Here is a 26253-nt window from a genome sequence, read left to right as displayed (position 1 = left end):
GCCGGACTTTAAACCGAACCCACCCATTCGTCGGTACCGTCCTCGAAGAACTGGTGCTTCCACACGGGAAGCCGCGCCTTGATGGTCTCCACCAGGTGCGCACAGGTGCCAAACGCCGCCCGCCGGTGATCGGCGGCAACCGCCGCCACCAGGGCGGCCTCCCCGACCTGCAAGACGCCGATCCGGTGGCTGGCCGCCACCGCACGCACGCCACTGGACTCTTCAGCTACCTCCGCCACCAAATCCGCAAGGACCTGTGCGGCCGACGGGTGCGCGGAGTACTCCAGCCGCAACACCCCCCGTCCACCGTCACGGTCGCGGATCATTCCGACGAACCCGACAATGGCGCCAGCCGACCGATGGCTCACCAGCTCCTCGTGCTCGGCCAGAAAGATCGGTTGATCTGTCAGCGCGGCGCGCAGGACCTGCGTCATCGCGGGTGATCTCCACCGGCGATCTGCTCGAGAGCATGGTCCAGCACATCGGCGAGCACCCCGAGGCCGTCACGTACACCTCCAGGCGATCCCGGCAGATTGATGATCAGGGTCCGCCCAGCCACGCCGCACACCCCGCGCGACAGCACCGATGTCGGCACCTTGGGCAGGCCGGAGCGGCGGATCGCGTCGGCCAGCCCGGGAATGACGTAGTCCAGCACGGCGACCGTGTGTTCGGGCGTAGTATCGGTGGGCGAGATACCGGTGCCGCCGGAAGTGATGATCACGTCGACTCCGGCGTTGACCGCGTCGTGTAGCGCCTCGCCGACTGGGTTCCCGTCGGCAACCACCTGCGGCTGGACGGACGAAAACCCATGCTGTTCAAGCCATCCAGCGATAATCGGCCCGCAATCATCGGTATACACACCGGCCGCCGCGCGGCTCGACACAACGACAATTCGAGCGGACCGGGTGCTCATAGCCTCGTCCAGGTCCCGCGACGACCGCCTTCTTTGTGGAGCACCCGGATGTCATCGATAAGCGCGCCCGGATCGACCGCCTTGATCATGTCGTAGAGCGTGAGGGCGGCCACGCTGACAGCGGTCAGCGCTTCCATCTCGACGCCCGTTCGGTCGGTACTGCGTACCGTCGCTGTGATCTCGATATCCAACTGGCCGACGGTGAAATCGACGTCGACTCCGGTAAGCGCGAGTTGATGGCACAGCGGGATCAGGTCGCTGGTGCGCTTGGCCGCCATAATGCCCGCCACCCGCGCGGCGGCCAGCGCATCCCCTTTGGGCAGCCCGCCAGTCGAGATCAGCGCCACCACCTGCGCCGAGGTACGTAAGATGCCCGCGGCAACGGCTGTTCGCTTCGTGGTTGCCTTCTCGGTGATATCGACCATGTGCGCTGCCCCCCGCTCATCCTGGTGCGACAGCTCGCCCGAGCGGTAGTCGGATGCCCCAGAAGCCCTGGCCATCCTGGCGGCTTACCGATTGATGACGGTCACCGGGTGGATGTAGGGCAGGTCGTCGGACGGTACCGGGAACGTCAATTCACCGAAGGGTGATAGCGCACCCGTGCGGTCGGTCACGAGTTCGCTCACCGCATGGTCGTCTGGATCGGTGGTCGGCCAACCATGGTCCACGTACCTGGTCTTGCGTGCCTTACCTTCAGCAATGTCAGCCACGAAACCATTCTGACAGGTCTTGCACCCGCCCACGCCACAAGGCTGGTCCGGCCTACGCTGATCAGCAATGACCGAACACACCCCGGATATCCCGCTGGGGTCCTGGCTGGCCGCCTTGCCCGATGAACGGCTGACCCAGCTGTTGGAGCTGCGGCCCGACCTTGCCCAGCCACCACCCGGCAGCATCGCCGCGCTGGCCGCCCGTGCCCAGGCCCGCCAGTCGGTCAAGGCGGCCACCGACGAGCTCGACTTCCTGCGGCTGGCGGTGTTCGACGCACTGCTGGTGCTGCAGGCAGATACCGCACCGGTGCCGATCGCCCGGCTGCTGGCAGTGATCGGCGACCGCGCCGCCCAAGCCGACGTGCTTGGCGCGCTGGCTGACCTTAAACAACGTGCCCTGGCCTGGGGCGAGACCGCAGTCCGGGTGGCGACAGACGCAGGTACGGCGTTGCCGTGGCATCCCGGCCAGGTCACCCTCGAGGGAAGTTCGCGTTCCGGGGATCAGCTCGCCGACCTGATCGCCGGCCTCGACCCTGCGCAGCGTGACGTGCTGGACAAATTGCTCCAAGGGTCACCCGTGGGGCGCACTCGCGACGCCGCACCCGGCGCGCCATCTGATCGACCCGTGCCGCGGTTGCTGGCGATGGGCTTGCTGCGACGAATCGATGCCGAAACGGTGATCTTGCCCCGCCACGTCGGGCAGGTGCTGCGCGGCGAACAACCCGGTCCGATGGAGTTGACCGCGCCGGACCCGGTAGTTTCCACCACCACACCCGACGACGCCGACGCTGCGGCGGCCGGAGCCGTCATCGACCTACTGCGTGAAGTCGACGTACTGCTCGAAAACCTCGGCGCCACACCGGTTGCCGAACTACGCAGCGGCGGACTGGGGGTTCGTGAATTCAAGCGGCTGGCCAAGGCAACGGGAATCGACGAGCCGCGGCTGGGCCTAATCCTCGAGATTGCGGCCGCGGCTGGACTGATCGCCAGCGGCATGCCCGATCCCGAACCGCCCCACAGTGACGGACCTTTTTGGGCGCCAACGGTGGCCGCCGATCGATTCGCCACGATGTCACCCGCCGAGCGTTGGCACTTGCTGGCCAGCGCCTGGCTTGACCTTCCGGGCCGGCCGGCGTTAATCGGTACCCGCGGACCCGACGCCAAACCCTATGGCGCCCTGTCGGATTCGCTGTTCTCCACGGCGGCCCCACTGGATCGCCGGCTATTGCTAGGCATGCTCGCCGAGCTGCCCGCCGGCGCCGGCGTCGATGCGTCCCGGGCGTCGGCGACACTGATCTGGCGCCGCCCACGTTGGGCCAGGCGATTGCAACCTGCGCCTATCGCGGATCTGCTGACAGAGGGCCATGCGCTGGGTCTGGTGGGGCGCGGGGCGATCAGCACGCCTGCTCGCGCACTGTTGGACGAGGCCTTAGAGCCAGCTACTGCCCCTGCCGCCGCGGTCGGCGTGATGGCTCGGGCGCTGCCCAAGCCCATCGATCACTTCCTGGTGCAGGCCGACCTGACCGTCGTGGTGCCAGGGCCGCTGCAGCGCGAACTGGCCGACGACCTGACCACCGTCGCCACCGTGGAATCGGCCGGCACGGCGATGGTGTACCGCGTCAGCGAGCAGTCGATCCGGCATGCCCTCGATGTCGGCAAGTCCCGCGACTGGTTGCAGGAATTCTTCGCAAATCGTTCTAAAACTCCTGTACCACAAGGGCTTACATATCTCATCGACGATGTCGCGCGCCGGCACGGCCAGCTTCGGATCGGCATGGCCGCATCGTTCGTGCGGTGCGAGGACCCAACGCTACTGGCCCAGGTCGTGGCGGCGCCCGAAGCCGACGGGCTGGCACTGCGGGCCCTGGCCCCAACGGTGGCGGTGTCCCCCGCTCCGATATCCGAAGTCCTCGTCACGTTGCGCGGCGCGGGCTTTGCCCCGGCCGCCGAAGATTCCACCGGAGCCGTTGTCGACGTGCGAACCCGCGGCGCCCGGGTGCCCACACCGCAACGGCGCCGGCCATACCGACCGCCGCCGAGACCCAATAGCGAGGCGTTGAAAGCCGTGGTTGCCGTGCTGCGTGAGGTGACCGCAGCGCCGTTCGCTAATGTCCGCGTCGACCCGGCGGTCACCATGTCGCTGTTGCAGCGCGCGGCCAAGGACCAGGCCACCTTGGTGATCAGCTACCTCGATGCCGCCGGCGTTGCCACTCAGCGGGTGGTCGCACCGATCACGCTACGGGGCGGCCAGCTGGTGGCGTTCGACTCGTCATCCGGGCGACTGCGTGACTTCGCCATCCACCGCATCACGTCGGTGGTGTCGGCCCACGACCGATAATGGAGCCCATGACCCCCGCGCCGGCGACGATGCAGAGCGCAGCGATGAGGAGGAGCGGCGCCATTGACTACCGCCGGCGACGATGCAGAGCGCAGCGATGAGGAGGAGCGGCGCCATTGACTACCGCCGGCGACGATGCAGAGCGCAGCGATGAGGAGGAGCGGCGCCATTGACTGACGGACCATTGATAGTGCAGTCCGATAAGACGGTGCTGTTGGAAGTCGACCATGAACTGGCCGGCGCTGCACGCGCCGCCATCGCGCCGTTCGCCGAGCTGGAACGTGCACCCGAACATGTCCACACCTACCGCATCACACCGCTGGCACTGTGGAATGCTCGCGCCGCCGGCCATGATGCCGAGCAAGTCGTCGACGCGCTGGTCAGTTACTCCCGCTACGCGGTGCCGCAACCCTTGCTCGTCGACATCGTCGACACCATGGCCCGCTACGGACGACTGCAGTTGGTCAAGAACCCGGCCCATGGCCTGACGCTGGTGAGCCTGGACCGCGCGGTGCTTGAGGAAGTGCTGCGCAACAAGAAGGTCGCGCCGATGCTTGGCGCCCGCATCGATGACGACACCGTCGTCGTCCACCCCAGCGAACGCGGCCGGGTCAAGCAGCTGCTGCTCAAGATCGGTTGGCCCGCAGAGGATCTCGCCGGCTACGTCGATGGTGAAGCGCACCCGATCAGCCTGCACCAGGAGGGCTGGCAGCTGCGCGATTACCAGCGGCTGGCCGCGGACTCGTTCTGGGCGGGCGGCTCCGGGGTGGTGGTGCTGCCATGTGGGGCCGGCAAGACGCTGGTCGGTGCGGCCGCAATGGCCAAAGCCGGCGCGACGACGTTGATCCTGGTCACCAATATCGTCGCGGCCCGGCAATGGAAACGAGAGCTGGTCGCGCGCACCTCGCTCACCGAAATTGAGATCGGCGAATTCTCGGGAGAACGCAAGGAAATCCGACCTGTCACCATCTCGACATACCAGATGATCACCCGCCGCACCAAGGGCGAGTACCGCCATCTGGAACTGTTCGACAGCCGCGACTGGGGGCTCATCATCTATGACGAGGTGCACCTGTTGCCGGCACCGGTCTTCCGGATGACCGCTGACCTGCAGTCCAAACGGCGGCTGGGGCTGACCGCCACGTTGATCCGTGAAGACGGACGCGAGGGCGACGTGTTTTCCCTTATCGGACCAAAGCGCTATGACGCGCCGTGGAAGGACATTGAGGCGCAGGGCTGGATCGCGCCAGCTGAGTGCGTGGAAGTCCGGGTCACGATGACCGACAGCGAGCGGATGATGTACGCCACCGCCGAACCCGAAGAACGCTACCGGATCTGCTCGACGGTGCACACCAAAATTGCTGTGGTCAAGTCGATTCTGGCGAAGCACCCGGATGAGCAGACCCTGGTCATCGGAGCGTACTTGGATCAGCTCGACGAGCTGGGCGCCGAGCTCGACGCTCCGGTGATTCAGGGGTCGACAAGGACCAGCGAACGCGAGGCACTGTTCGACGCCTTCCGCCGCGGCGAGGTCGCTACGCTCGTGGTGTCCAAGGTGGCTAACTTCTCCATCGACTTGCCGGAAGCCGCCGTGGCGGTACAGGTTTCGGGAACATTCGGCTCACGCCAGGAAGAGGCGCAACGGCTCGGCCGGATATTGCGACCCAAGGCCGACGGGGGCGGTGCCATCTTCTACTCGGTGGTGGCCCGCGACAGCCTGGATGCCGAGTACGCCGCACACCGGCAGCGGTTTTTAGCTGAGCAGGGCTACGGTTACATCATCCGCGACGCCGACGACCTGCTGGGCCCGGCAATTTAGGTTGCGCGAGCAGACGTAAAAGCCCCCGACACGCCGAGCGTGCGGGGGCTTTTACGTCTGCTCGCGCTCAGCTTAGCAGCGACTCCGGCGGCAGGAAGCGGTCGCCGTAGGCGGCCGCCAGCTCGCGGGCCCGGGCCACGAAAGCCGCCTTACCGGTACCGGCCGGGCCGGAGTAGCCGACGATGAACTGGGCACTGCCACCTGTCCACGGCGGGAAGCCGATGCCCATGATCGAGCCGATGTTGGCGTCGGCCGTCGACGTCAGCACCCCCTCGTCGAGGCACTTCTGGGTTTCCAGCGCCTCGGCGAACAGCATGCGGTCGATCATGTCCTGCAGCGGCGGCTGCGACGAGCCCGACTTGAACGTCTCGCGCAAGCCGGGCCACAACCCGGATCGCTTGCCGTCGGCGTACTCGTAGAAGCCCGCGCCCTTCAGCCGGCCGGACCGGCCGAGCTCGATCATCTTCTCCACCACGGCCTCCGCCGGATGCGGCTGGTACGTGCCGCCGGCGTCCTCAACACCCTTACGGGTGGCGACGGCGATCTTGTGCATCAGCTCCAAGTTGAGCTCGTCGGACAGCTGCAGCGGCGGCGCCGGATACCCGGCCTGCGACCCCGCCTGCTCGATAGAAGCCGGCTCGACACCCTCACCGAGCATCGCCAGCGCCTCGTTGACGAACGTGCCGATGACCCGCGAGGTGAAAAAGCCGCGGCTGTCGTTGACCACGATCGGGGTCTTGCCGATGGCCAAGGTGTAGTCGAACACCCGGGCCAGGGCCTCGTCAGAAGTCTTCTCGCCCTTGATGATCTCCACCAGCGGCATCTTGTCGACCGGCGAGAAGAAGTGGATCCCGATAAAATCTTCCTGCCGCTTGACGCCGGTCGCCAGACCGGTGATCGGTAGCGTCGAGGTGTTGGATCCCAGGATCGCGTTGGGCTCGACGATGTCTTCGATCTCGCCGAACACCTTGTGCTTGAGCTCCTGGTTTTCAAAAACCGCCTCGATCACGAAATCAACGCCCTTGAAATCGGCGGCGTCGGCGGTCGGGGTGATGCGCGCCAGCAGGGCGTCGCTGCGCTCCTGTGTGGTGCGGCCCCGCTCCAGCGCCTTGGCCTCCAGCTTTTCGGAGTAGCCCTTGCCTTTAACGGCGGCCTCAAGGCTGACATCTTTGAGTACCACCTCATAGCCGGCCTTGGCAGAGACGTAGGCGATGCCGGCGCCCATCATGCCCGCACCCAGCACACCGATCCTCTTGATCGGGGTCTTGCCGATGCCTTCGGGCCGAGACCCGCCGGCATTGATGGCCTGCAGGTCGAAGAAGAACGCCTGCATCATGTTCTTGGCGACCTGGCCGGTGACCAACGACGCGAAGTAGCGGCTCTCGATGCGGCTGGCGGTGTCGAAGTCGACCTGTGCACCCTCGACCGCGGCGGCCAGGATGGCCCGCGGCGCCGGCATCGGGGCACCCTTGAGCTGCTTGCGCAGGTTCGACGGGAACGACGGCAAAATCGCCGCCAGACCCGGCGACGACGGGGTGCCGCCGGGCATCTTGTAGCCCTTCTTGTCCCACGGCTGCACCCCGGCACCGTCGGGGTTGGCCTTGAGCTCCTCCTTTATCCAAGCCTTGGCGGCGGGCACCAGCTCCTCGACCGTTGCCACCAGCTCGTCGACCAGACCGATCTCCTTGGCCTTGGCCGGCTTGAACCGGGTACCTTGCGCCAGCACGCTCACGAACGCGTTCTGGATGCCGAACATCCGTACCGTGCGGGTCACCCCACCGCCACCCGGCAGCAGACCCAGCGTCACCTCCGGCAGACCGAGCTGGCTGCCCTTGACGTCGGCGGCGATCCGGTGATGACACGCCAGCGCGATCTCCAGGCCGCCGCCCAACGCCGCCCCGTTGATGGCCGCGACGACCGGCTTACCCAATGTCTCCAAGGTGCGCAGCTGCCGCTTGATGGTCTCGACGGTGTTGAATACATCGCCGGCGTCCTCGGGCCTGGCCTGGATCATCGTCTTGACGTCGCCGCCGGCGAAGAAGGTTTTCTTCGCGCTGGCGACTACCACTCCGGTGATCGAATCCTTTTCGGCGACAAGGCGATCGACGGCCTTGCCCATCGACTCGATGTAGGCCTCGTTCATCACGTTGGTTGACCCGGAGGGATCGTCCATGGTCAGCGTGACGATGCCGTCGGCATCCTTGTCCCACTGAATTGTGTTGTCTGGCATGCTGTTAAACCCTCTCGATGATCGTCGCGACACCCATGCCGCCCCCGATGCACAGCGTGATGAGTGCACGTCGGGCGTTGCGGCGCTCCAGTTCGTCGACCATAGTGCCCAGGATCATCGCGCCGGTGGCACCCAGCGGGTGGCCCATCGCGATGGCGCCACCGTTGACGTTGAGCTTCTCGTCGGGAATGTTGAGGTCCTTCTGGAACTTCAGCACCACCGACGCGAACGCCTCGTTGAGCTCGAACAGGTCGATGTCGTCGACGGTCAGCCCGGCGCGGTCGAGCACCTTGCGGGTGGCCGGGGTGGGGCCGGTGAGCATGATCACCGGGTCGGCGCCGCTGGTGGCGGTGGCGACGATGCGCGCCCGCGGAGTCAGGCCCTGCAACTTGCCGGCGGCCTCGGAACCGATCATCACCAGCGCGGCACCGTCGACGATCCCCGAGCTGTTGCCGCCGGTGTGTACGTGGTTGATCTTTTCCACCCAGTGGTACTTCTGCAGCGCCACGTCGTCGAAACCGCCCAGCGCGGCCAGGCCTTCGAAGGCCGGCTTCAGCTTGGCCAGACCCTCCTTGGTGGTGTCCGGCCGCATGTGTTCGTCATGATCGAGGATCAGCAGGCCGTTCTGGTCGCGCACCGGCACCACCGACTTGGCGAAGTAGCCGCCCGACCACGCCTCGGCGGCCTTTTGCTGGCTGCGTAGCGCGTAGGCGTCGACGTCTTCGCGGGAGAAGCCCTCGATGGTGGCGATCAGGTCGGCGCCGATGCCCTGCGGGACGAACATGACGTCGTAATTGGTCGCCGGGTCCAGGCCCATAGCGCCGCCGTCGGAGCCCATCGGCACCCGGCTCATCGACTCCACGCCGCCGGCCAGCACCAGGTCATCCCAGCCCGAACGCACCTTCTGCGCGGCGGTGTTGACGGCCTCCAGGCCGGACGCGCAGAACCGGTTGAGCTGCACACCGCCGGAGGTGACCGGCATGCCCGATGCCAGCACCGCGGCGCGGGCGATGTCGCCGCCCTGGTCGCCCACCGGTGAGACGCAGCCCAAGATGACGTCGCTGATCAGGTTCTCGTCGAGGTCGGGATGGCGCTTGCGCAGCTCGTCGATCAGGCCGACGACCAGGCTCAATGGCTTGACTTCGTGCAACGATCCGTTCTTTTGTTTGCCGCGCGGGGTGCGGATGGCCTCGTAGATGAAGGCTTCTTCGGACATGTCGATTTCCTGTTCCACAAATTCCACAAAAGGGGGTTTGGATCCTTCTTCAAGACTAGGTCCCGTACCGGCACCCTAACAGGGCCCCCGGCCAACCTGTTGGTTGGGCAAGGTATCGCTGCGGCGCGCATCGTCGCCCGGATAGGCTCGACCGCCATGACGGTGTCGCGGCTGCGGCCGTATGCGACCACGGTGTTCGCCGAAATGTCCGCGCTGGCCACCCGTATCGGCGCGGTCAACCTGGGACAGGGCTTTCCCGACGAGGACGGCCCGCCGAAGATGCTGCAGGCCGCCCAAGACGCCATCGCCGGCGGCGTCAACCAGTACCCGCCCGGCCCTGGAAGCGCTCCGCTACGGCGGGCCATCGCCGCCCAGCGGCGGCGCCATTTCGGCGTCGACTACGACCCCGAGACCGAGGTGCTGGTCACGGTCGGAGCCACCGAGGCCATCGCCGCAGCGGTGCTCGGACTGGTCGAACCGGGCTCGGAGGTGTTGCTGATCGAGCCGTTCTACGACTCCTACTCGCCGGTGGTGGCGATGGCCGGCGCCCACCGCGTGACCGTACCGCTGGTGCCCGATGGCCGCGGCTTCGCCCTAGACGCCGACGCGCTGCGACGCGCGGTGACCCCGCGAACTCGGGCGCTGATCATTAACTCGCCGCACAATCCGACCGGTGCGGTGCTGAGCGCGACGGAACTCGCGGCCATCGCCGAGATCGCGGTGGCGGCGAACCTTGTGGTGATCACCGACGAGGTGTACGAGCACCTAGTGTTTGACCACGCCAGACACCTGCCGCTGGCGGGTTTCGACGGCATGGCCGAGCGCACGATCACCATTTCCAGTGCGGCCAAGATGTTCAACTGCACCGGCTGGAAAATCGGATGGGCTTGCGGCCCAGCCGAACTCATCGCCGGGGTGCGCGCCGCAAAACAGTACCTGAGCTATGTGGGCGGCGCACCGTTTCAGCCTGCGGTCGCCCTCGCGCTAGACACCGAGGACGCCTGGGTGGCGGCCCTTCGGAACTCGTTGCGGGCCCGGCGCGACCGGCTGGCAGCGGGCCTGACGGAGATCGGCTTCGCAGTGCACGACAGCTACGGCACGTACTTCCTATGCGCCGACCCGCGCCCGTTGGGTTATGACGACAGCACCGAATTCTGTGCGGCGCTACCGGAGAAAGTCGGGGTGGCCGCCATCCCGATGTCGGCGTTCTGCGACCCCGCCGCAGGACAGGCCTCACAACAAGCCGATGTGTGGAACCACCTGGTGCGCTTCACCTTCTGCAAACGAGACGACACCCTCGACGAGGCAATCAGGCGACTGAGCGTGCTCGCCGAGCGACCCGCTACCTAGCCCGACGTGAACCGTCGGCGCCCCACCACCTGCTTTCGCAGTCCTTCCGTCGCCGCATGGAGGATCTTCTTGCGGGCAATGTTGACCCAAAACGCCGGCAGGGGCGCCGAGGGTTCGACCGTGAGGGTGAATTGCACTCGGGTCTTGTCGTTATCCTCACGGCGCAGGTTGTACTCGCCGTGCTGGCCGTGTTGCTGCGCGGTCTTGGCGGCATCCCACACCACCCAGTCGGGTCCCCAGTGATACTCCAGTAACTCCGTGTCGACGATGCCCGCCACCTTGATGGTGACCTTCACGTGATGTGGTCGACCGTCGGAGTAAGTGTCGACGACTTCGACCCGTTTGTGCACTGAAGACCAAGACGGCACAGCGTCCATGTCGGCGAGCGCCTCCACGATCACTTCCGGAGGCGCTTCGATGACGACTTCGCGCGATGCTCGGATAGCCACTGCTACCAAATTAGCAATCACGATCCGCTACGCGGACCCGTCACATCGTCACGATTTCGCGTTTCCTTGATCGCCGGCACCCGCGATCAACTTCTGCAGCCCTTTCGCCGCGGCATCCAACACATGCTCACTTGCCCGCTTGACGATGAAGCCGGGGATCGGTCCCGCTGGCTCGACGGTGATGTCGAAGCGCACCCGGGCCCTATCGACACCCTCAGGTTTCACGGTGTACTCGATGTGCTGTCCATGTTGCTGGAAGGTCTGATCGGCATCCCAGCACACCCAGTCCGGGCCCCAGTGATATTCGAGGACCTCTTTGTCGACGAGCCCCAGAATCTTGACGGTTGCCCTCACATGGTGCGGCCGGCCATCCGGGTAGTAGTCGATCACTTCCACCTGCTTGTGCAGCGGTGACCACGAAGCCAGGACGCCGACATCTGCCAGCGCCTCCATCACCACTTCCGGAGGCGCGTCGATGACAAATTCCCGCGATGCTTTTACGGCCACTGACGTTCACGCTAGCAACGCCGCGCCGTTGGTGGGCGGTGTTCGGCAGCCACCGTGGTTACCAGTTGATTTCGTCGATCGGCGTGGTTGCGGCCGGCGGCGGCCTGACCGGCCCGGCCGGTGTCCGGGAAAATCGGGGAGCGGGCGCGGCCTGCTGGACACCATGGGCGGTGATCACCGTCGATCGTGCCTTCAAATGATCGTTGTTGGCGGCTTCGCTCCACGCCAGCACCGGCGTCACACATGCGTCAGTGCCGGCGAAAACCCGCGTCCACTCGTCGCGGGTTCGGCTGGCAAATCGCTCGGCGAAGATGTCATACATCTGCGGGTAGCCGGCCACATCGAGCTGAGTCGGCACGTCAGCGGCCGACAAGCCGAGCCCGCTCAGCAACGCCGCGAAGAACTGCGGCTCGATTGCCCCAACGGCCATGTACTTGCCGTCGGACGTTTCGTAGCAGCGGTAGAACGGGGCGCCGCCGTCGAGCAGGAAAGATTCGCGCTGGTCGCGCAGGCTGCCAATCCCCTTCATGGTCCACATCATCTGCGCCAACACGCTAACCCCGTCGACCATCGCGGCATCGACGACCTGACCCACACCCGAACGTTCCCGTTCGTAGAGGGCCACCACAATGCCCAGCAGCACCAGCATCGAGCCGCCGCCGAAGTCGGCAACCAGGTTTAGCGGCGGCATCGGAGGCCGGTCGGCGTAGCCAAACGCCGCCAGCGCACCGGTCTGCGACAGGTAGTTGATGTCGTGACCCGCCGTCGAGGCCAACGGGCCATCCTGTCCCCAACCGGTAATGCGGGCGAAGATCAGTCGCGGATTGACCGACGCACAGTCGTCGGGTCCGATGCCGAGGCGCTCGCAAGTGCCGGGCCGGAAACAGTCCAGCAGCACATCGGCCTTGGCGGCCAGCTCCAGCATCGCCTGCGGTTGCGTTTTGACGTCCAGGTCGACGATCCGCTTCCCACGGTGCAGCAGGTCGCGGTCTTCGGACGGCATCGTCAGGCCACCCGGGCGGCGCACCCGCACCACGTCAGCACCCAGGTCGGCGAGCACCATCCCGGCGTGCGGCCCCGGTCCGATACCACCGAGTTCGATGACCTTCACCCCGGCCAGGGGCCCCCCGGTCGTCACCGCGACTATTGACCCTTCTTCACTTTCAACACCTGGCTGCGCAACGCCTCGGTGGCCGTGTCGATCGTCCCTTTGATCGCACGTTTCAGCACGAAGCCGGGCAGTGGCACCTGCGGGTCGACGGTGATCTCAAACTGGACCAGGGTGTTGTCGCCCTTGGGTGTCAACTCGTACTTTCCATCCTGCGAGCGCTGCTGGGTGGAGCTGACCAGCGTCCACCGCACTGATCTGTCGGTCCAGCTATAGGCCACCACCTGCTCGTCGGTGATGCCGGCGGTCTTGACTTTCATCTTCACCTTGCTGGGCCGCCCGTCGTCTCCGGTCTCGAGTATTTCGACGCTCTGATGGGCTGGCGACCATTCGGTCATCGCTTCGAAGTCGGCAATGACATCCAGGATCTCCTCGGGACTTGCTTCGATAACTATGTCGCGCGACTCCTTGATGGCCATGGCCGCACGATAGCGAATCGGCGTCCAGTCGGGAATAGCCTCGCTCCGGCGTACGGTCGTCTTCGTGACACCCCAGAAGAGCGATGCCTGCAGCGATCCCGTCTACACCGTCGGCGACTACCTACTCGACCGGCTCGCCGAACTCGGCGTCTCTGAGATCTTCGGCGTTCCCGGCGACTACAACCTGCAATTCCTCGACCACATCGTGGCCCACCCGACCATCCGGTGGGTGGGCAGCGCCAACGAACTGAATGCCGGGTATGCCGCCGACGGGTACGGGCGGCTGCGTGGGATGTCAGCGGTGGTAACGACATTCGGGGTCGGCGAGCTCTCGGTGACCAATGCGATCGCGGGCAGTTACGCCGAGCATGTGCCAGTGGTGCACATTGTTGGCGGCCCGACCAAAGACGCCCAGGGCACTCGCCGGGCATTGCATCATTCCCTCGGCGACGGCGACTTCGAGCACTTTCTCCGGATCAGCCGTGAAATCACCTGTGCCCAAGCCAATCTCATGCCGGCAACGGCCGGTAGAGAAATAGATCGGGTGCTGTCCGAGGTACGGGAGCAGAAGCGTCCAGGATATATATTGCTGTCCAGCGACGTAGCACGCTTCCCCACTGAACCGCCCGCTGCGCCGTTGCCCCGCTACCCCGGCGGCACCAGCCCGCGCGCGCTGTCGCTGTTCACCAAGGCCGCCACCGAACTCATTGCCGACCACCAGTTGACGGTGCTCGCCGATCTGTTGGTTCATCGCCTGCATGCCGTCAAAGAACTCGAGGCGCTGTTGGCCGCCGACGTGGTGCCGCACGCCACGTTGATGTGGGGGAAGAGCCTGCTCGACGAGAGCTCGCCGAACTTCCTGGGAATCTACGCCGGCGCGGCCAGCGCCGAACGGGTGCGCGCCGCGATCGAAGGGGCGCCGGTGCTGGTGACCGCCGGAGTGGTGTTCACCGACATGGTCAGCGGCTTCTTCAGCCAGCGGATCGACCCGGCCCGGACCATCGACATCGGGCAATACCAGAGCAGCGTGGCCGACCAGGTGTTCGCACCACTGGAAATGAGTGCCGCGCTGCAGGCGCTGGCCACCATCCTGACCGGGCGCGGAATCAGTTCGCCGCCGGTGGTACCGCCGCCCGCCGAACCGCCGCCGGCGATGCCGGCGCGCGATGAGCCGCTCACCCAGCAGATGGTGTGGGACCGGGTTTGCTCAGCGCTCACACCCGGAAACGTGGTGCTCGCCGACCAGGGGACGTCGTTCTACGGCATGGCGGACCACCGGTTGCCGCAAGGAGTGACCTTTATCGGCCAACCCTTGTGGGGCTCAATCGGTTACACGCTGCCCGCGGCAGTCGGGGCCGCGGTGGCGCATCCGGACCGCCGTACGGTGCTGTTGATCGGCGACGGGGCCGCACAATTGACCGTGCAGGAACTCGGCACGTTCTCCCGCGAAGGGCTGTCCCCGGTCATCGTGGTGGTCAACAACGATGGTTACACGGTCGAACGGGCCATCCACGGCGAGATGGCCCCGTACAACGACATCGTGAGCTGGAATTGGACCGAGCTTCCCAGCGCGCTGGGTGTGACCAATCACCTCGCGTTCCGTGCCCAAACCTATGGCCAACTCGACGACGCCCTCACCGTCGCCGCGGCACGGCGGGACCGGATGGTGCTCGTCGAGGTGGTGTTGCCGCGGCTCGAGATCCCCCGCCTGCTTGGCCAACTCGTGGGATCCATGGCGCCGCAGTGAGGTCGCTGACCCGGGCCGGGCCGAGTGCCCAGCGATGCGCTCACTGCAGCGCCTCGATCCGCATCATGTCGAAGAACCGGCCGACGAACAGCGGTGGGTAGGCTCCCACTCCCGCCCCGCTCATCCATTCGGCGGCGGCGTCGGGATGCTCGATCCAGCACCGCGCGCCCGCCTCATCGGCAAACTCCTGCAGGATCAAAACCTCGTGCGCATCGTCGAAAGCCTGGAAAACCCAGGTCTTTCGAATCCCCGCGGCGGTAAACCTGGCTATCGCAGAACGGACCTCGGCGGTCAGGTTGGACACGTTGTTCACCGACGCGAACGCGGCCACCACAACGCCAGGAACCCGTGGAGTGGACTGAGTCGTAGTAGGCGCCGCGACAAATCGGTCGACGATCTCGCCGGCGAAGACCGCCGGGATATCGTCGACGCCCATGGCGTCGAACCAGTCGAAGAAGACCCGTGAGCGGAGCAATTCCACGATCGGCTCACGACTGCGTACTCCGATCATTACCAGCACACGGCCAGAGTCGTGCGTTGACGCGTAGATCAGAACGTGGTGTGCGCCGATGTCGGCCAGAGCCGATTTGTTGCGCTGCAGCAGCGGCCACACTCTACCGGGATCAGGGACCCGATAGTCCGAAGCGATCACCAACGAATGAATGTCGCCGGTACTCACCGAAGCTGGTCTTTCACCATATTTGCCGGAGGCTGCCGAATTCGGGCTGCAAGGATCGCCGGTGTGCGGCCATCCGTCGTCATCGATTGCCTCCACAGTGGCACCTGGATCGTCGAGACAACCTTGCACGACACTGCACCTGCGGATCAACCATGAATCTGCGCCGCGACTAGCGCAGCTGTAACCGATTGTGAACACCGCGACGCAACATGCCGCTGTGGCGTCGCCAGAATCACGCTCGCCCGGCGCAGTCGACGCGGGTGACTGCCTGAAATAGGGTTGCGTGCTGTGGACGGGTTTCCCGGGCGCGGTGCGGTCATCACTGGCGGTGCCAGTGGCATCGGGTTGGCTACCGGCACCGAGTTCGCCCGCCGCGGAGCCAGAGTCGTGCTAGGGGACGTTGACAAGCCGGGACTTCGGCAGGCGGTGAACCACCTGCGTGCCGAGGGGTTCGATGTGCACGGCGTGATGTGCGACGTCCGGCATCGAGAAGAGGTCACTCACCTCGCGGACGAGGCTTTCCGCCTGCTCGGCCACGTCGATGTCGTATTCAGCAACGCCGGCATCGTTGTCGGCGGTCCGATCGTGGAGATGACGCACGACGACTGGCGTTGGGTGATCGACGTCGACCTGTGGGGCTCGATCCATACGGTCGAAGCGTTCCTGCCGAGGTTGCTTGAGCAGGGCACGGGCGGGCATGTGGTGTTCACCGCGTCCTTTGCCGGGCTGGTGCCCAATGCCGGACTCGGCGCATACGGCGTTGCCAAGTACGGGGTTGTCGGTCTGGCGGAGACGCTGGCCCGCGAGGTCACCGCCGACGGCATTGGGGTGTCGGTGCTCTGCCCGATGGTCGTCGGAACCAATCTGGTTGCCAACTCTGAACGAATCCGAGGCGCGGCTTGCGCGCAGTCCTCAACGACGGGATCGCCCGGTCCACTCCCCCTGCAGGACGACAACCTGGGCGTCGACGATATCGCCCAGCTAACAGCCGATGCGATTCTGGCCAACCGCCTCTACGTCCTTCCGCATGCGGCCTCGCGCGCTTCGATCCGCCGCAGGTTCGAGCGCATTGACCGCACCTTCGACGAACAGGCCGCCGAGGGGTGGCGGCATTAGCTTTGATTTTCCTTAAGGCTCGATGTCAGATGGTGCGTCATGTCGGCATGTCGTCGCGCATCCCATCTCTTGTCAGCATCGGGTATGAGGGAAGAACCGTCGATGAGTTGGTGCGCCAGTTGATTGACAACGAGGTACTGGTCGACGTTAGCGAGATCCTGATTGAATACCGCACGCCCGCACTGCGGCGTTGTGCACCGGTAGCGGGGCGACGCGACCCGCGGCACCAACGGATAGCCGGCCACCGGTAGGTCGGTCAACGGGCGGGTGATGGTGTCGCGGTAGCTGCCCTCGCGCCCGCAGTCCGGGCTGTGTGGATCGCGGGTCACCGGGGTGCAGCCCACCGACCGGTCATGTTCTGGGAACCCGAGGTGAATGTGTCCAACCGACGGAGCCCGGCCACCGCAACGATGCCCACCAGAATCAATCCGCCCCAAACAATTTCATCGGTATTTAAGCGGCGCGCGGCGCTCATGAGCGATCCGATCGCCAGATTTCCGACGAGGACTCCGACGCCCACGATGGTGCTGTAGAACCCGTAGTGGGTCGCCACCAGCCGGTCGCCCGACAGTGCGACCACGGCACGCATTTCGAAAGGAAACAACGCTGCCGAGGCAACCGCCAGCAGACTCGCCGACAGCACCAATGCCATGACCGCAACGGCGACGCCGAACCGCTGGCCGTTTGGGATGACTGCAACCGGGATGAACGAGGCCGCCAAAATCGTCGCGCCGACTACCAGGCTGCGCTCGGCCCCCCATCTGACGGCGAACCAGCGGGTGATGCGCAGCTGCCCGCCGACGGCGACCAGACCCGATACCGCGAACATCGCCGCAATCAAGAGATATTGGTTGCGTGGCATGAGGATCGACGCCTGCATGGGCAGAGCCAGATAGATCTGGAACGACAGCGCATAGCATCCGGTCATGGCGGCGGCTAACGTCAGAAACGGACGGTTGCGAACGACGACCCGCCAATCCTGCAGGATCGATGTTTTTTCGCGCTCCGAGTCGGCCCGGTGTTGGGGCAGTGCGACCAGCTGCGCGACGGTGAGTACGCCGAACACACCGGCGGCGGCCAGCACCGTGATCCGGAAATCCAGCGCCAGCAATACTAATCCAACCAGCGGGCCGAGCAGGATCCCCGACTGGTAGAAGACATTGAACATCGCGAACGCTTCGATCTTGCGTTCCCCGGCTTCGGCCGCGAGATAGCCGCGCACCGCGGGATTGAACAGCGCGCCGGCAAAGCCCGTGGCAGCCGCGGCGATCAGCACACTGGGCAGCGACTGGGCGACCACCAGCAAGGCAAACCCGCCGGTGCGGATCAGACATCCGGCGATGATCAGTGGCTTGTAGCCGAACCGATCGGCCAGCGTGCCACCCACGAAGAACATGCCCTGCTGGGAGAAATTGCGCACGCCCATCACCAGACCCACCGCCCACGCGGCTAGCCCCAGTGGCCCGGCTAGGTAGTCGGCCAGGTACGGCATCAGCATGTAGAAGCCGATGTTGATGCCGAACTGGTTGATCATCAACACCCGGCTCGGGCGGTTGAACCCGCGGAATATAGCGCGCGCTCCCATTACGACACCACCTGGGTTGGATCGATCACCGTGGTGCTGCGTGTCCATCGGGTGACGACGGCGTCTAGCGGCGAGGCAATCTCGTCGGGCTCGGTGGGAGGTTGTCCGCCTAGCAGTTCGTGTTCGTTGCAGTACGCGTCGTTGTAGATGGTGTCGAAGTAGCGTTGTGGGCCGTCGGGAAAGACCGCGGCAATCGTGGTGTCCGCCGGCAACTTGCGTGCTGCCCAGCCGGCTACCAGGGCGACCGCCCCGACGCTCCAGCCGCCGCTGGCGTAGTGGGTTGCGGCCAGGGAGCGGCACGCCCAGACGGCTTCGGGGGGAGCAACCCAGTGCACTTCGTCGAATGCACGGTAATCGACATTGCGCGGATAAATACTCGAGCCCAGCCCGCGCATCAGCCTGTTCGACGCGGGCTGCCCAAAGATCGTGGACCCGATGGTGTCCACGCCGATCAACTGCATGTCCGGGTTGAACTCCCGTAGCACTCGGGCGACACCTGCTGAATGTCCACCCGTCCCCACCGAGCACACCAGGACATCGATCCGGCCAAGCTGAGCGACCAGCTCCAGCGCCAACGACCGGTAGGCGCCGACGTTGTCGGGGTTGCCGTACTGGTTCGGATTCCACGCGCCGGGGTATTCGGCCATCAGCTGCGCAACCCGGTCCTTGCGCGCCTGTTGCCATCCGCCGACCGGGTGCGGCTGCGTCACCATATCGACGCCGGCGCCGTAGGCGGTCAGCATGCGCGCGATGATGGGTTCCAGCCCCGGGTCGGTGACCAGGGTGACCGGGTGCCGGTACACCTTACCAGCGAGGGCTAGGCCCAATCCCAGAGTGCCACTGGTTGATTCGACTATCGCGGCACCGGGCGCGATATCGCCCCGGGCGCGCGCGCATTCGACCATGTACAGCGCGGGGCGGTCTTTCATACCCCCGGGATTGAATCCTTCTAGCTTGGCCCAAAATCCACGGTCAGGGTCTGAGGTCCCCGACAGCTCAGGTATCCAAAGCACCGGGGTATTGCCAACCATGGTGCCCGGGTGGCGATTCCGGCCAGGAGTGACTTGATATCCCTCCGGGAGGAGGCGGTACCGGTCGCGGGTCTGCCGCGACCTCACCAAGGTGCGGTGCGCCCGGTTGGCCAGGAGTATCTGCGGGTTGGAGGTGATGCTTGTTGGGTTTACCGGATTTGCCAGCGGCAGGTTGTTGTTCATAGTGATCGTCGCTTCTGCATCGGGGCCGGAAGTCACACGCGGCACTGGATGGGGGTCAGCGGTCACCGGCGATGGCGAATGGCCACCACCGCCTGGCGCTGACCCCTCAGCGACGAGCCAGGCAGAACCGGGTCAACAGGTCTTGACCGGTGCGAACGGATCCCTGCGCCGCCGGCGGACCGCGCGCGGCCGGCGCGACGGGGTCGGTAAGCGCGGCTGTCATGCCGGGCGCAGCCGCCACGACGTCTGGTAGTAACACCGGAGTGGCGGAGCGCGGCAGCACCGCCGTCGCGAGCCGTTCCGGGCACGGTGGCATCGAGTTGTCCACCAGGTGCCCGTGGTCGGTGTTGATGACGAATTCGCTACCTACGGACGTCGTCAACGGGTGGTTTGGGTGAGCCACATGACGGTGGAGCTGGGGGAGCCAGCATGCAGCGGCGACGGCGGCTACCGTCACCCCCAGCGCGACCGCGACAATCGCCGATCGCATCCACACCACGTGCCCGCTTTCCACGTGGCCCACTATATACCCTATAGGGGTATAGTGTAAGGGCGGATGATGGCGTGGTGATCATCAACCGTTGCGTACTGCCCGATGTCTGGGCAGGGTACGAAGAGCGAGACCAAATCCAGACGAGGAGCGATCGATGCCCGAGCTGGCCACGAGCGGTAACGCCTTCGACAAGAGGCGGTTCAGCCGGCGCGGCTTCCTCGGCGCCGGCATCGCCAGCGGCTTTGCGCTAGCCGCTTGCGCCTCGAAGCCCACGGCATCCGGCGCCGCCGGGATGACCGCTGCAATCGACGCGGCCGAGGCGGCCCGGCCGCACAGTGGGCGAACGGTTACCGCCACGCTGACCCCCCAGCCGGCGAGGATCGACCTGGGCGGGCCGATCGTCAGCACGCTGACCTACGGCAACACCATCCCCGGACCACTGATCCGGGCCACCGTCGGGGATGAGATTGTCGTCTCGGTGACCAACCGTCTGGGTGATCCGACGTCGGTGCATTGGCACGGCATCGCGCTGCGCAACGATATGGATGGCACCGAGCCCGCGACTGCGAACATCGGCCCCGGCGGTGACTTTACGTACCGGTTCTCCGTGCCGGATCCGGGCACCTACTGGGCCCATCCGCACGTCGGTCTTCAAGGCGACCACGGCCTATATCTGCCTGTCGTCGTCGACGATCCGACTGAGCCAGGCCACTACGACGCCGAATGGATCATCATCCTCGACGATTGGACGGACGGCATCGGGAAGTCCCCGCAACAGCTCTACGGCGAGCTGACCGACCCGAACAAACCCACCATGCAAAACACAACAGGTATGCCCGAAGGCGAAGGCGTTGACAGCAACCTGCTCGGCGGCGACGGAGGGGACATCGCCTACCCGTACTATCTGATCAACGGGCGAATCCCCGTGGCGGCCACGTCTTTTAAGGCCAAGCCTGGCCAGCGAATCCGGATCCGCATCATCAACAGCGCCGCCGACACCGCGTTCCGCATCGCGCTGGCCGGGCATTCGATGACGGTCACCCACACCGACGGTTACCCAGTGATTCCCACCGAAGTCGACGCTCTGCTGATCGGCATGGCCGAACGCTACGACGTCATGGTGACCGCCGCTGGCGGCGTCTTTCCCCTGGTCGCACTCGCGGAAGGCAAGAACGCGCTGGCGCGTGCGCTGCTGTCTACCGGCGCCGGCAGCCCACCCGACCCGCAGTTTCGGCCGGATGAACTGAACTGGCGAGTGGGTACCGTGGAAATGTTCACCGCCGCAACGACTGCCAACCTGGGCCGGCCCGAACCCACCCACGACCTCCCGGTCACCTTGGGCGGCACCATGGCCAAGTACGACTGGACAATCAACGGGGAACCCTACAGCACGACCAATCCACTGCACGTGCGGCTAGGCCAACGGCCAACCCTGACGTTCGATAACACCACCATGATGTATCACCCAATCCACCTACACGGCCATACCTTTCAGATGATCAAGGCCGACGGCAGCCCCGGCGCCCGCAAGGACACCGTGATAGTGCTGCCCAAGCAGAAGATGCGCGCCGTCCTGGTCGCCGACAATCCTGGCGTGTGGGTGATGCACTGCCACAACAACTATCACCAGGTCGCCGGAATGGCGACCCGCCTGGACTACATTCTGTGACAGGCGGCTTGTGGGCTGAACCGGGCCGCTGCCAGCGCCTCTCAGGACGTTGCCCGTGAGATGGCCCTGGACAGCCGGTTGCGGACTGGCCGGCGTGACCGGCCGGGCCCATTGTGGGCACCGGCGGAACCATCGATCCAGCAAGGCTTTCGACCTGCGCGGGGGTCACGTCGCTGCCACCGGCACATCGGTTGACCGGCAACAACGGCCATTCACCGTTTCAGTGGTAGTTCCACGCAGACATGGGTCCCCCTGGGGGTGGCCAGGAAAACCAAAACTCCGCCGGCGGCATCCACCCGAGCCCGATGCGAAGCCAGACCGATGTGTCCCTCACCCAGGCGGCGCGCCATAGTGTCACCGGTGACCCCCACGCCATCGTCGGCCACATCCAAAACGCATTTTTCGTCGGTGATTCCGAGCCTGACCGAGGCGGTGGTAGCTCCGGAATGCCGCACGACGTTGGACAGCAGTTCGCGAACCACACCGAAAACGATGGGGTCGATCCCACTGCGTATTGGGTAATCAATATCGGTGGAGATCTTGATACCCGAACGCTGAGCGGTAGAGGCCGCCAACTGTTTTACCGCCGGCCCCAACCCAACTTGCTCAAGCACTGCCGGATGCAGCTCGAAGGTGGCCTGCCGCAGCCGCTCCGACGCGCTCTGCAGTCCGGCCAACGCGCGTCCGACGCGCTCGTCACCGGGGGTTACGGCATCCAACTCGATGAGCTCCTGACGCGCGGCCAGCACGTCTTGCAGCGGTCCATCGTGAATGGCTTCCGCAATCCGCCGCTGCAGCACCTCCGAGGCCGTCATCGTCTGGGCAAGCAGTTCCTCCCGCAACGCACTCAGGCCGGCAACCGAACGGGTATGCCGCTCCTCGATGCGAACCACCATCAAGGCCGTGGCGCACAGGAACGCATAGAGCGCGAACCGAAATATTGTCTCGGGCCATCCAATCGCGCGCAGCATCACGGGGTCTCCCAGCACCGCGACTGCGAATCCGACTAGCGTACAGGCCAGCACCACCGCCGCCCGTCGCGTCGACACGTCAAGGCCCACCAGGACCGGCAGCAGGATCATGATCAGCAGCGGATAGATCCCGTCGGTGGACAGCAGCTGAAAGCCCGTCAATATCAAAACGTCGACGGCGGTGAAAGCAAATGGCTCCAACCGGCCCATACTGCGAAAGCGTCGCAAAGCGAAGAATCGCCGGGACGCCGAATACGCTAACAGCAGAGCCCACAATGCAGCGACCGCGTAGACGCCGATCAACACGATTTGCTGTGGCCATTCGGACCGGCTGGTTCCAACGACCATCGCGGCGACCATGAGCCCCACGACACCGATCCGCAATACCGAAGCAATTCGGTAGGAGCGCAACTGGTGCGCCCAACGAACCCGGTCCAGTTCCGCCGAGCTGGTCATTGCCACTAGGACACCGTACTCATGGCGACCGCCCAAACGTCCGAGGTTGCCGTAGCTGGGCACGTCGGAGTGCAAATCAATGTCCAGTGACTGCCAGCGGCTGGTTGCCGACGAGCAGCTAAACTCATCGCCATGGTCGGCGCGCCATGAGCAATCCGCAGCCGGAGAAAGTGCGCGTGGTGGTCGGCGACGACCACCCGTTATTTCGCGAGGGCGTTGTGCGAGCGCTTTCGTTGAGTGGCTCGGTGAACGTGGTCGGCGAGGCCGACGACGGCGCCGCGGCCCTGGAGTTGATTAAGGCCCATTTGCCCGACGTCGCATTGCTGGACTACCGCATGCCCGGCATGGACGGCGCGCAGGTTGCGGCGGCGGTGCGCAGCTACGAGTTGCCAACCCGGGTGCTGCTTATTTCCGCGCACGACGAGCCGGCGATCGTCTACCAGGCACTCCAACAGGGCGCCGCCGGATTCCTGCTCAAGGATTCGACTCGCACCGAGATCGTCAAGGCGGTGCTCGATTGCGCGAAGGGCCGCGACGTGGTGGCGCCCTCGCTGGTCGGGGGCCTCGCCGGGGAGATTCGCCAGCGCGCGGCACCCGTGGCCCCGGTGCTCAGCGCGCGCGAACGCGAGGTGCTCAATCGCATTGCGTGCGGTCAAAGCATCCCCGCGATCGCAGCCGAGCTATATGTGGCGCCGTCGACGGTAAAGACCCACGTGCAACGGTTGTACGAGAAGCTCGGCGTCAGCGACCGAGCTGCCGCGGTCGCCGAGGCGATGCGGCAGAGGCTGCTCGACTAGCTGGGGCCGCGGCGCGACGGCATGTACCGACCGCGTTGTCCGCGGCCAACGTACATCTAGGCCTCAGAACCGGGTCTTTGGTTGTTGGTGCCAGCCGGATGTTGGTCGGCTGATTGGCCCACCGCCGTTGGGCCACGCCCTGGCCTTGGCGAACGCCACGGCATCGGCCACCTGTTGGCATGCCGCCCGCTCCTGCTCGTCGAGCCGACCGCGGGTCGTGCCAGCAGCAATCAGCCGCCTTCTCGCGAAGATCAGCGGATCCAGAAACTGCTCGGATCCGGCCAGGTCGCGATAGCCGCCGCGGTCAGATCCAGAGAAATCGGTGGTGCGGTAGGTGATGGCTTGGACCAGCGTGGGGCCGCCACCAGCGCGAGCCCGAACCACCGCGTTGGCCACACAGTCACGGACCGCTTCGACGTCGTTGCCGTCCACCGATACCCCCGGCATTCCGTAGGCCACAGCCCGGCGATAAACCCGAGGCTCGTGCGTGTACCTGTCCAGGTGCACACTTAGGGCACCACGAATGTTTTCGACGAGAATCACCACCGGAAGTTGCCACACGGCCGCTAGGTCCGCGGCCTCGTTGAAGGCATCGGCATCAACATCACAGTCTTGGGTCACGCAGAGTGTGACCCGTCCGGTGTCGCGCAGCCACAGGGCGTAGGCGTGTCCGATAGCCAACAGCGGCGATTGCTTGACCACGCGTATTGCAGCCGGTAGCCCGGCCCGAGGATCGGCAAGGTGCGCATCCTCGTCAGCGCCTTCTAAATCGCCTGCGGTCGCACCCAGCATGTCGGCGATCACCGGGCCCAGCGGAGCGTCAGTACCAACGTGTTGGGCATGCCGACGATGGGTGGTGATGATGACATCGCCTTCGCCCAGCGCCGCCGCGGCACCGACACTTACTGCTTCCTGGCCGAAGCCACCCTGCAGCGGCCCGTTGATCAGGCCTTCGATGCGCAACTGCTCCAACGCCATATCGAGCAGTCGCAACACCCACATCCGGCGATACAGCTCCTCCAGCTGATCGACCACGAACGCAGCCAACCCTTCACTGGTACGAGTCACGCGACGGCTCCTTGCTGCTCAACGGACCGCAACTGGCAGCTGCCAGAACACGAGCCAGCGGCAAGCACAAAGCGGCCCCGAAGAAACCAACCGTCACCGTGGTGGCCGCCAGCACTAGGCGCCCACCATTAGCCAGGTTGAAAGCAGCCAGGATAGGCGCGGCCACCGACGACGCCGCGACGGCCATCGACCAGATCCCGTGGTAGCGCCCACCGTGCGCGGGAGGGGCGATGCGGTGCACGATGCCGGCGGCAACCACGAACCAGGCAATCTCGCCCGGCGAGCAGGCAGCCGCGGCCACACTGAAACCGACCGTGGTGCGGGCGAGCCCGGCAGCCGCCATACAAAGAGTCACCCACACTCCCGCGCCGGCCAGAATGTCTGGCCGTGGACCAAGTGCGAGCTGCTTGCTCAGCCACGGCGTCAACAGCGGGGTCACCGCGACAACCGCTAGGGCGTTGATCAACTGCACCCAGCCGTACGCCCCGACACCCAGTCCACTCGCGCTCATCAGCATCGGTACCGCCGCGAAGAAACCCATCAGCGTCGTGAGCGTTGCCAGACCCGAGACGGCCAACAGGACCAGGCGCTTGTCCGAGAGTGCCTGCCGATAGCCAACTTTCGACATGGCGGTGCAAGCTCGAAGGCCGGACTCGGTCCTACGGCACACATCGGCAGGTATACAGCGGCCTGCCAACCCCGCGAAGATCGCACACCCGATGCCATTGATCCAGTACAACACCGGGGTGTCCAACCAGCCCGCAACCACACCGCCGACCCCGCCGGTGATCGCAGCACCGATATTGAGCACCCAACCGTATCGCCAGCCGTCGAGTTGTGCCCGCCGCTGTGGGTCGGCAACCAACTCCGCGATCACCGCACCCAACACCGGACGCGGGGCATCGCAAACCAGGCCGGCGATCATGGCCCCAACCAGCAATCCCGGCACGGTGTGTAGCCCGGCCATCAGCACCAGCACGGCGGCGGCCACCAGCATGGTGGATACCAGCGTCGCCCGCGCCCCGACACGGTCCACCAACCACCCACACAGCAGCTGCCCCACCGCCCAACCCAGGCCGTAGGCCGCCACGACCGCGCCGACCGCTCCCGCACCATGTCCTCGTCCAGCCACGTGGTAGGCCAGGAACGGATAGCCGAATCCGGCCGAGCGCACCAGCAAGTTGCCGCCCAGCAGCCAGATCACCGTCGAATAGCGATCCCCGGCCGCTCGAACTTGTCCGTCCCCCGAGCAGCGCTCCGGACCGGCGTAACGCAACCGGTCCTCGCGGGCGATGGCCGCCGCAGTGGTCACTAACTCAAGTTAGGATCGTTGACCTGT

The 26253-nt window shown here is 65.5% G+C and carries 25 protein-coding genes and 1 pseudogene; 8 read left to right on the top strand and 18 right to left on the bottom strand.

Features of this window, described 5'->3' with window-relative positions; all coding sequences use genetic code 11:
• Positions 1–8 precede the first annotated feature (8 nt).
• The 4 genes from moaE2 to MCAN_RS04515 are packed head-to-tail and all read right to left on the bottom strand — an operon-like array spanning position 9 to position 1623.
• Positions 9–434 (bottom strand): molybdopterin synthase subunit MoaE2, encoded by a 426-nt coding sequence (gene moaE2, locus MCAN_RS04530; protein ID WP_003404552.1) that lies wholly within the window; start codon positions 432–434, stop codon positions 9–11.
• Entirely contained in the window at positions 431–913 is a 483-nt protein-coding gene (locus MCAN_RS04525) for a MogA/MoaB family molybdenum cofactor biosynthesis protein (RefSeq protein WP_003404549.1), read from the bottom strand. Before MCAN_RS04525 ends, moaE2 begins: the two co-directional genes overlap by 4 nt.
• Positions 910–1413: a cyclic pyranopterin monophosphate synthase MoaC gene (moaC, locus tag MCAN_RS04520; RefSeq protein WP_014000471.1), complete on the bottom strand. Its 504-nt coding sequence runs from the start codon at positions 1411–1413 to the stop codon at positions 910–912. Before moaC ends, MCAN_RS04525 begins: the two co-directional genes overlap by 4 nt.
• Before the next feature lie 9 nt (positions 1414–1422).
• On the bottom strand, positions 1423–1623 hold the full coding sequence (locus MCAN_RS04515) for a hypothetical protein (protein ID WP_003911329.1): 201 nt from the start codon (positions 1621–1623) through the stop codon (positions 1423–1425).
• A 67-nt stretch (positions 1624–1690) separates the two neighbouring features.
• Here MCAN_RS04515 and MCAN_RS04510 point away from each other — a divergent pair, with 67 nt between their 5' ends.
• The 3 genes and pseudogenes from MCAN_RS04510 (at position 1691) to MCAN_RS04505 (ending at position 5780) form a co-directional block, all read left to right on the top strand.
• Positions 1691–3961 (top strand): helicase-associated domain-containing protein, encoded by a 2271-nt coding sequence (locus MCAN_RS04510; RefSeq protein WP_014000470.1) that lies wholly within the window; start codon positions 1691–1693, stop codon positions 3959–3961.
• An 8-nt stretch (positions 3962–3969) separates the two neighbouring features.
• Positions 3970–4064: pseudogene (locus MCAN_RS24065) on the top strand (sirohydrochlorin chelatase); the annotation flags it as partial.
• Positions 4065–4130: 66 nt separating this feature from the next.
• Positions 4131–5780: a DNA repair helicase XPB gene (locus MCAN_RS04505; protein ID WP_041180031.1), complete on the top strand. Its 1650-nt coding sequence runs from the start codon at positions 4131–4133 to the stop codon at positions 5778–5780.
• Between the two features lie 67 nt (positions 5781–5847).
• On the opposite strand, the gene fadB is transcribed toward MCAN_RS04505, so the two are convergent.
• Positions 5848–8010: a fatty oxidation protein FadB gene (fadB, locus tag MCAN_RS04500; protein WP_014000468.1), complete on the bottom strand. Its 2163-nt coding sequence runs from the start codon at positions 8008–8010 to the stop codon at positions 5848–5850.
• A 4-nt stretch (positions 8011–8014) separates the two neighbouring features.
• Positions 8015–9226: an acetyl-CoA C-acetyltransferase gene (locus MCAN_RS04495; protein ID WP_014000467.1), complete on the bottom strand. Its 1212-nt coding sequence runs from the start codon at positions 9224–9226 to the stop codon at positions 8015–8017.
• A 156-nt stretch (positions 9227–9382) separates the two neighbouring features.
• Between MCAN_RS04495 and MCAN_RS04490 the strand changes: the two genes are divergently transcribed.
• Positions 9383–10576 carry a pyridoxal phosphate-dependent aminotransferase gene (locus MCAN_RS04490; RefSeq protein ID WP_003404420.1) on the top strand — a complete coding sequence of 398 codons (1194 nt, stop codon included), beginning with the start codon at positions 9383–9385 and terminating at the stop codon, positions 10574–10576.
• On the opposite strand, the gene MCAN_RS04485 is transcribed toward MCAN_RS04490, so the two are convergent.
• From MCAN_RS04485 to MCAN_RS04470, 4 genes are read right to left on the bottom strand one after another with little or no spacing between them, the layout of a single operon-like run.
• Complete coding sequence (locus MCAN_RS04485) at positions 10573–11025, bottom strand: SRPBCC family protein (protein ID WP_015287941.1); 453 nt, start codon at positions 11023–11025, stop codon at positions 10573–10575. The genes MCAN_RS04490 and MCAN_RS04485 overlap by 4 nt on opposite strands.
• Positions 11026–11073: 48 nt before the next feature.
• Positions 11074–11532: an SRPBCC family protein gene (locus tag MCAN_RS04480; protein ID WP_017351365.1), complete on the bottom strand. Its 459-nt coding sequence runs from the start codon at positions 11530–11532 to the stop codon at positions 11074–11076.
• Positions 11533–11590: 58 nt separating this feature from the next.
• The gene (far, locus tag MCAN_RS04475) at positions 11591–12670 is read right to left on the bottom strand and encodes a fatty-acid-CoA racemase (RefSeq protein WP_014000465.1); all 1080 of its coding nucleotides are present in this window, start codon (positions 12668–12670) and stop codon (positions 11591–11593) included.
• A gap of 5 nt (positions 12671–12675) precedes the next feature.
• Positions 12676–13119 carry an SRPBCC family protein gene (locus MCAN_RS04470; protein WP_003404412.1) on the bottom strand — a complete coding sequence of 148 codons (444 nt, stop codon included), beginning with the start codon at positions 13117–13119 and terminating at the stop codon, positions 12676–12678.
• 64 nt (positions 13120–13183) lie between these two features.
• On the opposite strand from MCAN_RS04470, the gene pdc reads away from it, so the two are divergent.
• Entirely contained in the window at positions 13184–14866 is a 1683-nt protein-coding gene (pdc, locus tag MCAN_RS04465) for an alpha-keto-acid decarboxylase (RefSeq protein WP_014000464.1), read from the top strand.
• A gap of 40 nt (positions 14867–14906) precedes the next feature.
• Here pdc and MCAN_RS04460 read toward each other — a convergent pair whose 3' ends face one another.
• Positions 14907–15545: a hypothetical protein gene (locus MCAN_RS04460; RefSeq protein ID WP_041179841.1), complete on the bottom strand. Its 639-nt coding sequence runs from the start codon at positions 15543–15545 to the stop codon at positions 14907–14909.
• A gap of 288 nt (positions 15546–15833) precedes the next feature.
• Here MCAN_RS04460 and MCAN_RS04455 point away from each other — a divergent pair, with 288 nt between their 5' ends.
• Positions 15834–16661 (top strand): SDR family NAD(P)-dependent oxidoreductase, encoded by an 828-nt coding sequence (locus MCAN_RS04455; protein WP_014000462.1) that lies wholly within the window; start codon positions 15834–15836, stop codon positions 16659–16661.
• Here MCAN_RS04455 and MCAN_RS04450 read toward each other — a convergent pair.
• The 4 genes from MCAN_RS04450 to lpqS form a co-directional block, all read right to left on the bottom strand.
• The gene (locus tag MCAN_RS04450; protein WP_003404404.1) at positions 16658–16990 is read right to left on the bottom strand and encodes a transposase; all 333 of its coding nucleotides are present in this window, start codon (positions 16988–16990) and stop codon (positions 16658–16660) included. The two genes, MCAN_RS04455 and MCAN_RS04450, sit on opposite strands and share 4 nt — an antisense overlap.
• Positions 16987–18246 carry an MDR family MFS transporter gene (locus tag MCAN_RS04445; RefSeq protein WP_014000461.1) on the bottom strand — a complete coding sequence of 420 codons (1260 nt, stop codon included), beginning with the start codon at positions 18244–18246 and terminating at the stop codon, positions 16987–16989. Before MCAN_RS04445 ends, MCAN_RS04450 begins: the two co-directional genes overlap by 4 nt.
• A complete protein-coding gene (gene cysK2 / locus MCAN_RS04440; RefSeq protein ID WP_014000460.1) occupies positions 18246–19364 on the bottom strand; it encodes an S-sulfocysteine synthase CysK2 in 1119 nt (372 codons plus the stop codon). Before cysK2 ends, MCAN_RS04445 begins: the two co-directional genes overlap by 1 nt.
• A 202-nt stretch (positions 19365–19566) precedes the next feature.
• Positions 19567–19959, bottom strand: a complete 393-nt coding sequence (lpqS, locus tag MCAN_RS04435) for a putative copper homeostasis (lipo)protein LpqS (protein ID WP_003901025.1) — start codon at positions 19957–19959, stop codon at positions 19567–19569.
• 148 nt (positions 19960–20107) lie between these two features.
• Here lpqS and mmcO point away from each other — a divergent pair, with 148 nt between their 5' ends.
• Positions 20108–21622, top strand: coding sequence for a multicopper oxidase MmcO (gene mmcO, locus MCAN_RS04430; RefSeq protein WP_014000459.1), 1515 nt, complete (start codon positions 20108–20110; stop codon positions 21620–21622).
• Positions 21623–21834: 212 nt separating this feature from the next.
• Here mmcO and MCAN_RS04425 read toward each other — a convergent pair whose 3' ends face one another.
• Complete coding sequence (locus MCAN_RS04425; RefSeq protein WP_015287938.1) at positions 21835–23055, bottom strand: sensor histidine kinase; 1221 nt, start codon at positions 23053–23055, stop codon at positions 21835–21837.
• A gap of 140 nt (positions 23056–23195) precedes the next feature.
• On the opposite strand from MCAN_RS04425, the gene narL reads away from it, so the two are divergent.
• Positions 23196–23846: a two-component system response regulator NarL gene (gene narL / locus MCAN_RS04420; protein WP_003404388.1), complete on the top strand. Its 651-nt coding sequence runs from the start codon at positions 23196–23198 to the stop codon at positions 23844–23846.
• A gap of 63 nt (positions 23847–23909) precedes the next feature.
• Here the strand turns inward: narL and MCAN_RS04415 are convergent, their stop codons facing one another.
• On the bottom strand, positions 23910–24914 hold the full coding sequence (locus MCAN_RS04415) for a thiamine pyrophosphate-dependent dehydrogenase E1 component subunit alpha (protein ID WP_014000458.1): 1005 nt from the start codon (positions 24912–24914) through the stop codon (positions 23910–23912).
• Positions 24898–26190: an MFS transporter gene (locus tag MCAN_RS04410; protein WP_014000457.1), complete on the bottom strand. Its 1293-nt coding sequence runs from the start codon at positions 26188–26190 to the stop codon at positions 24898–24900. Before MCAN_RS04410 ends, MCAN_RS04415 begins: the two co-directional genes overlap by 17 nt.
• Positions 26191–26253 lie beyond the last annotated feature (63 nt).

This window comes from Mycobacterium canetti CIPT 140010059 (assembly GCF_000253375.1).
GTDB lineage: Bacteria > Actinomycetota > Actinomycetes > Mycobacteriales > Mycobacteriaceae > Mycobacterium > Mycobacterium tuberculosis.
The sequence above is the reverse complement of the archived record's forward strand: the minus strand, read 5'-3'. Positions and strand labels throughout refer to the sequence as shown.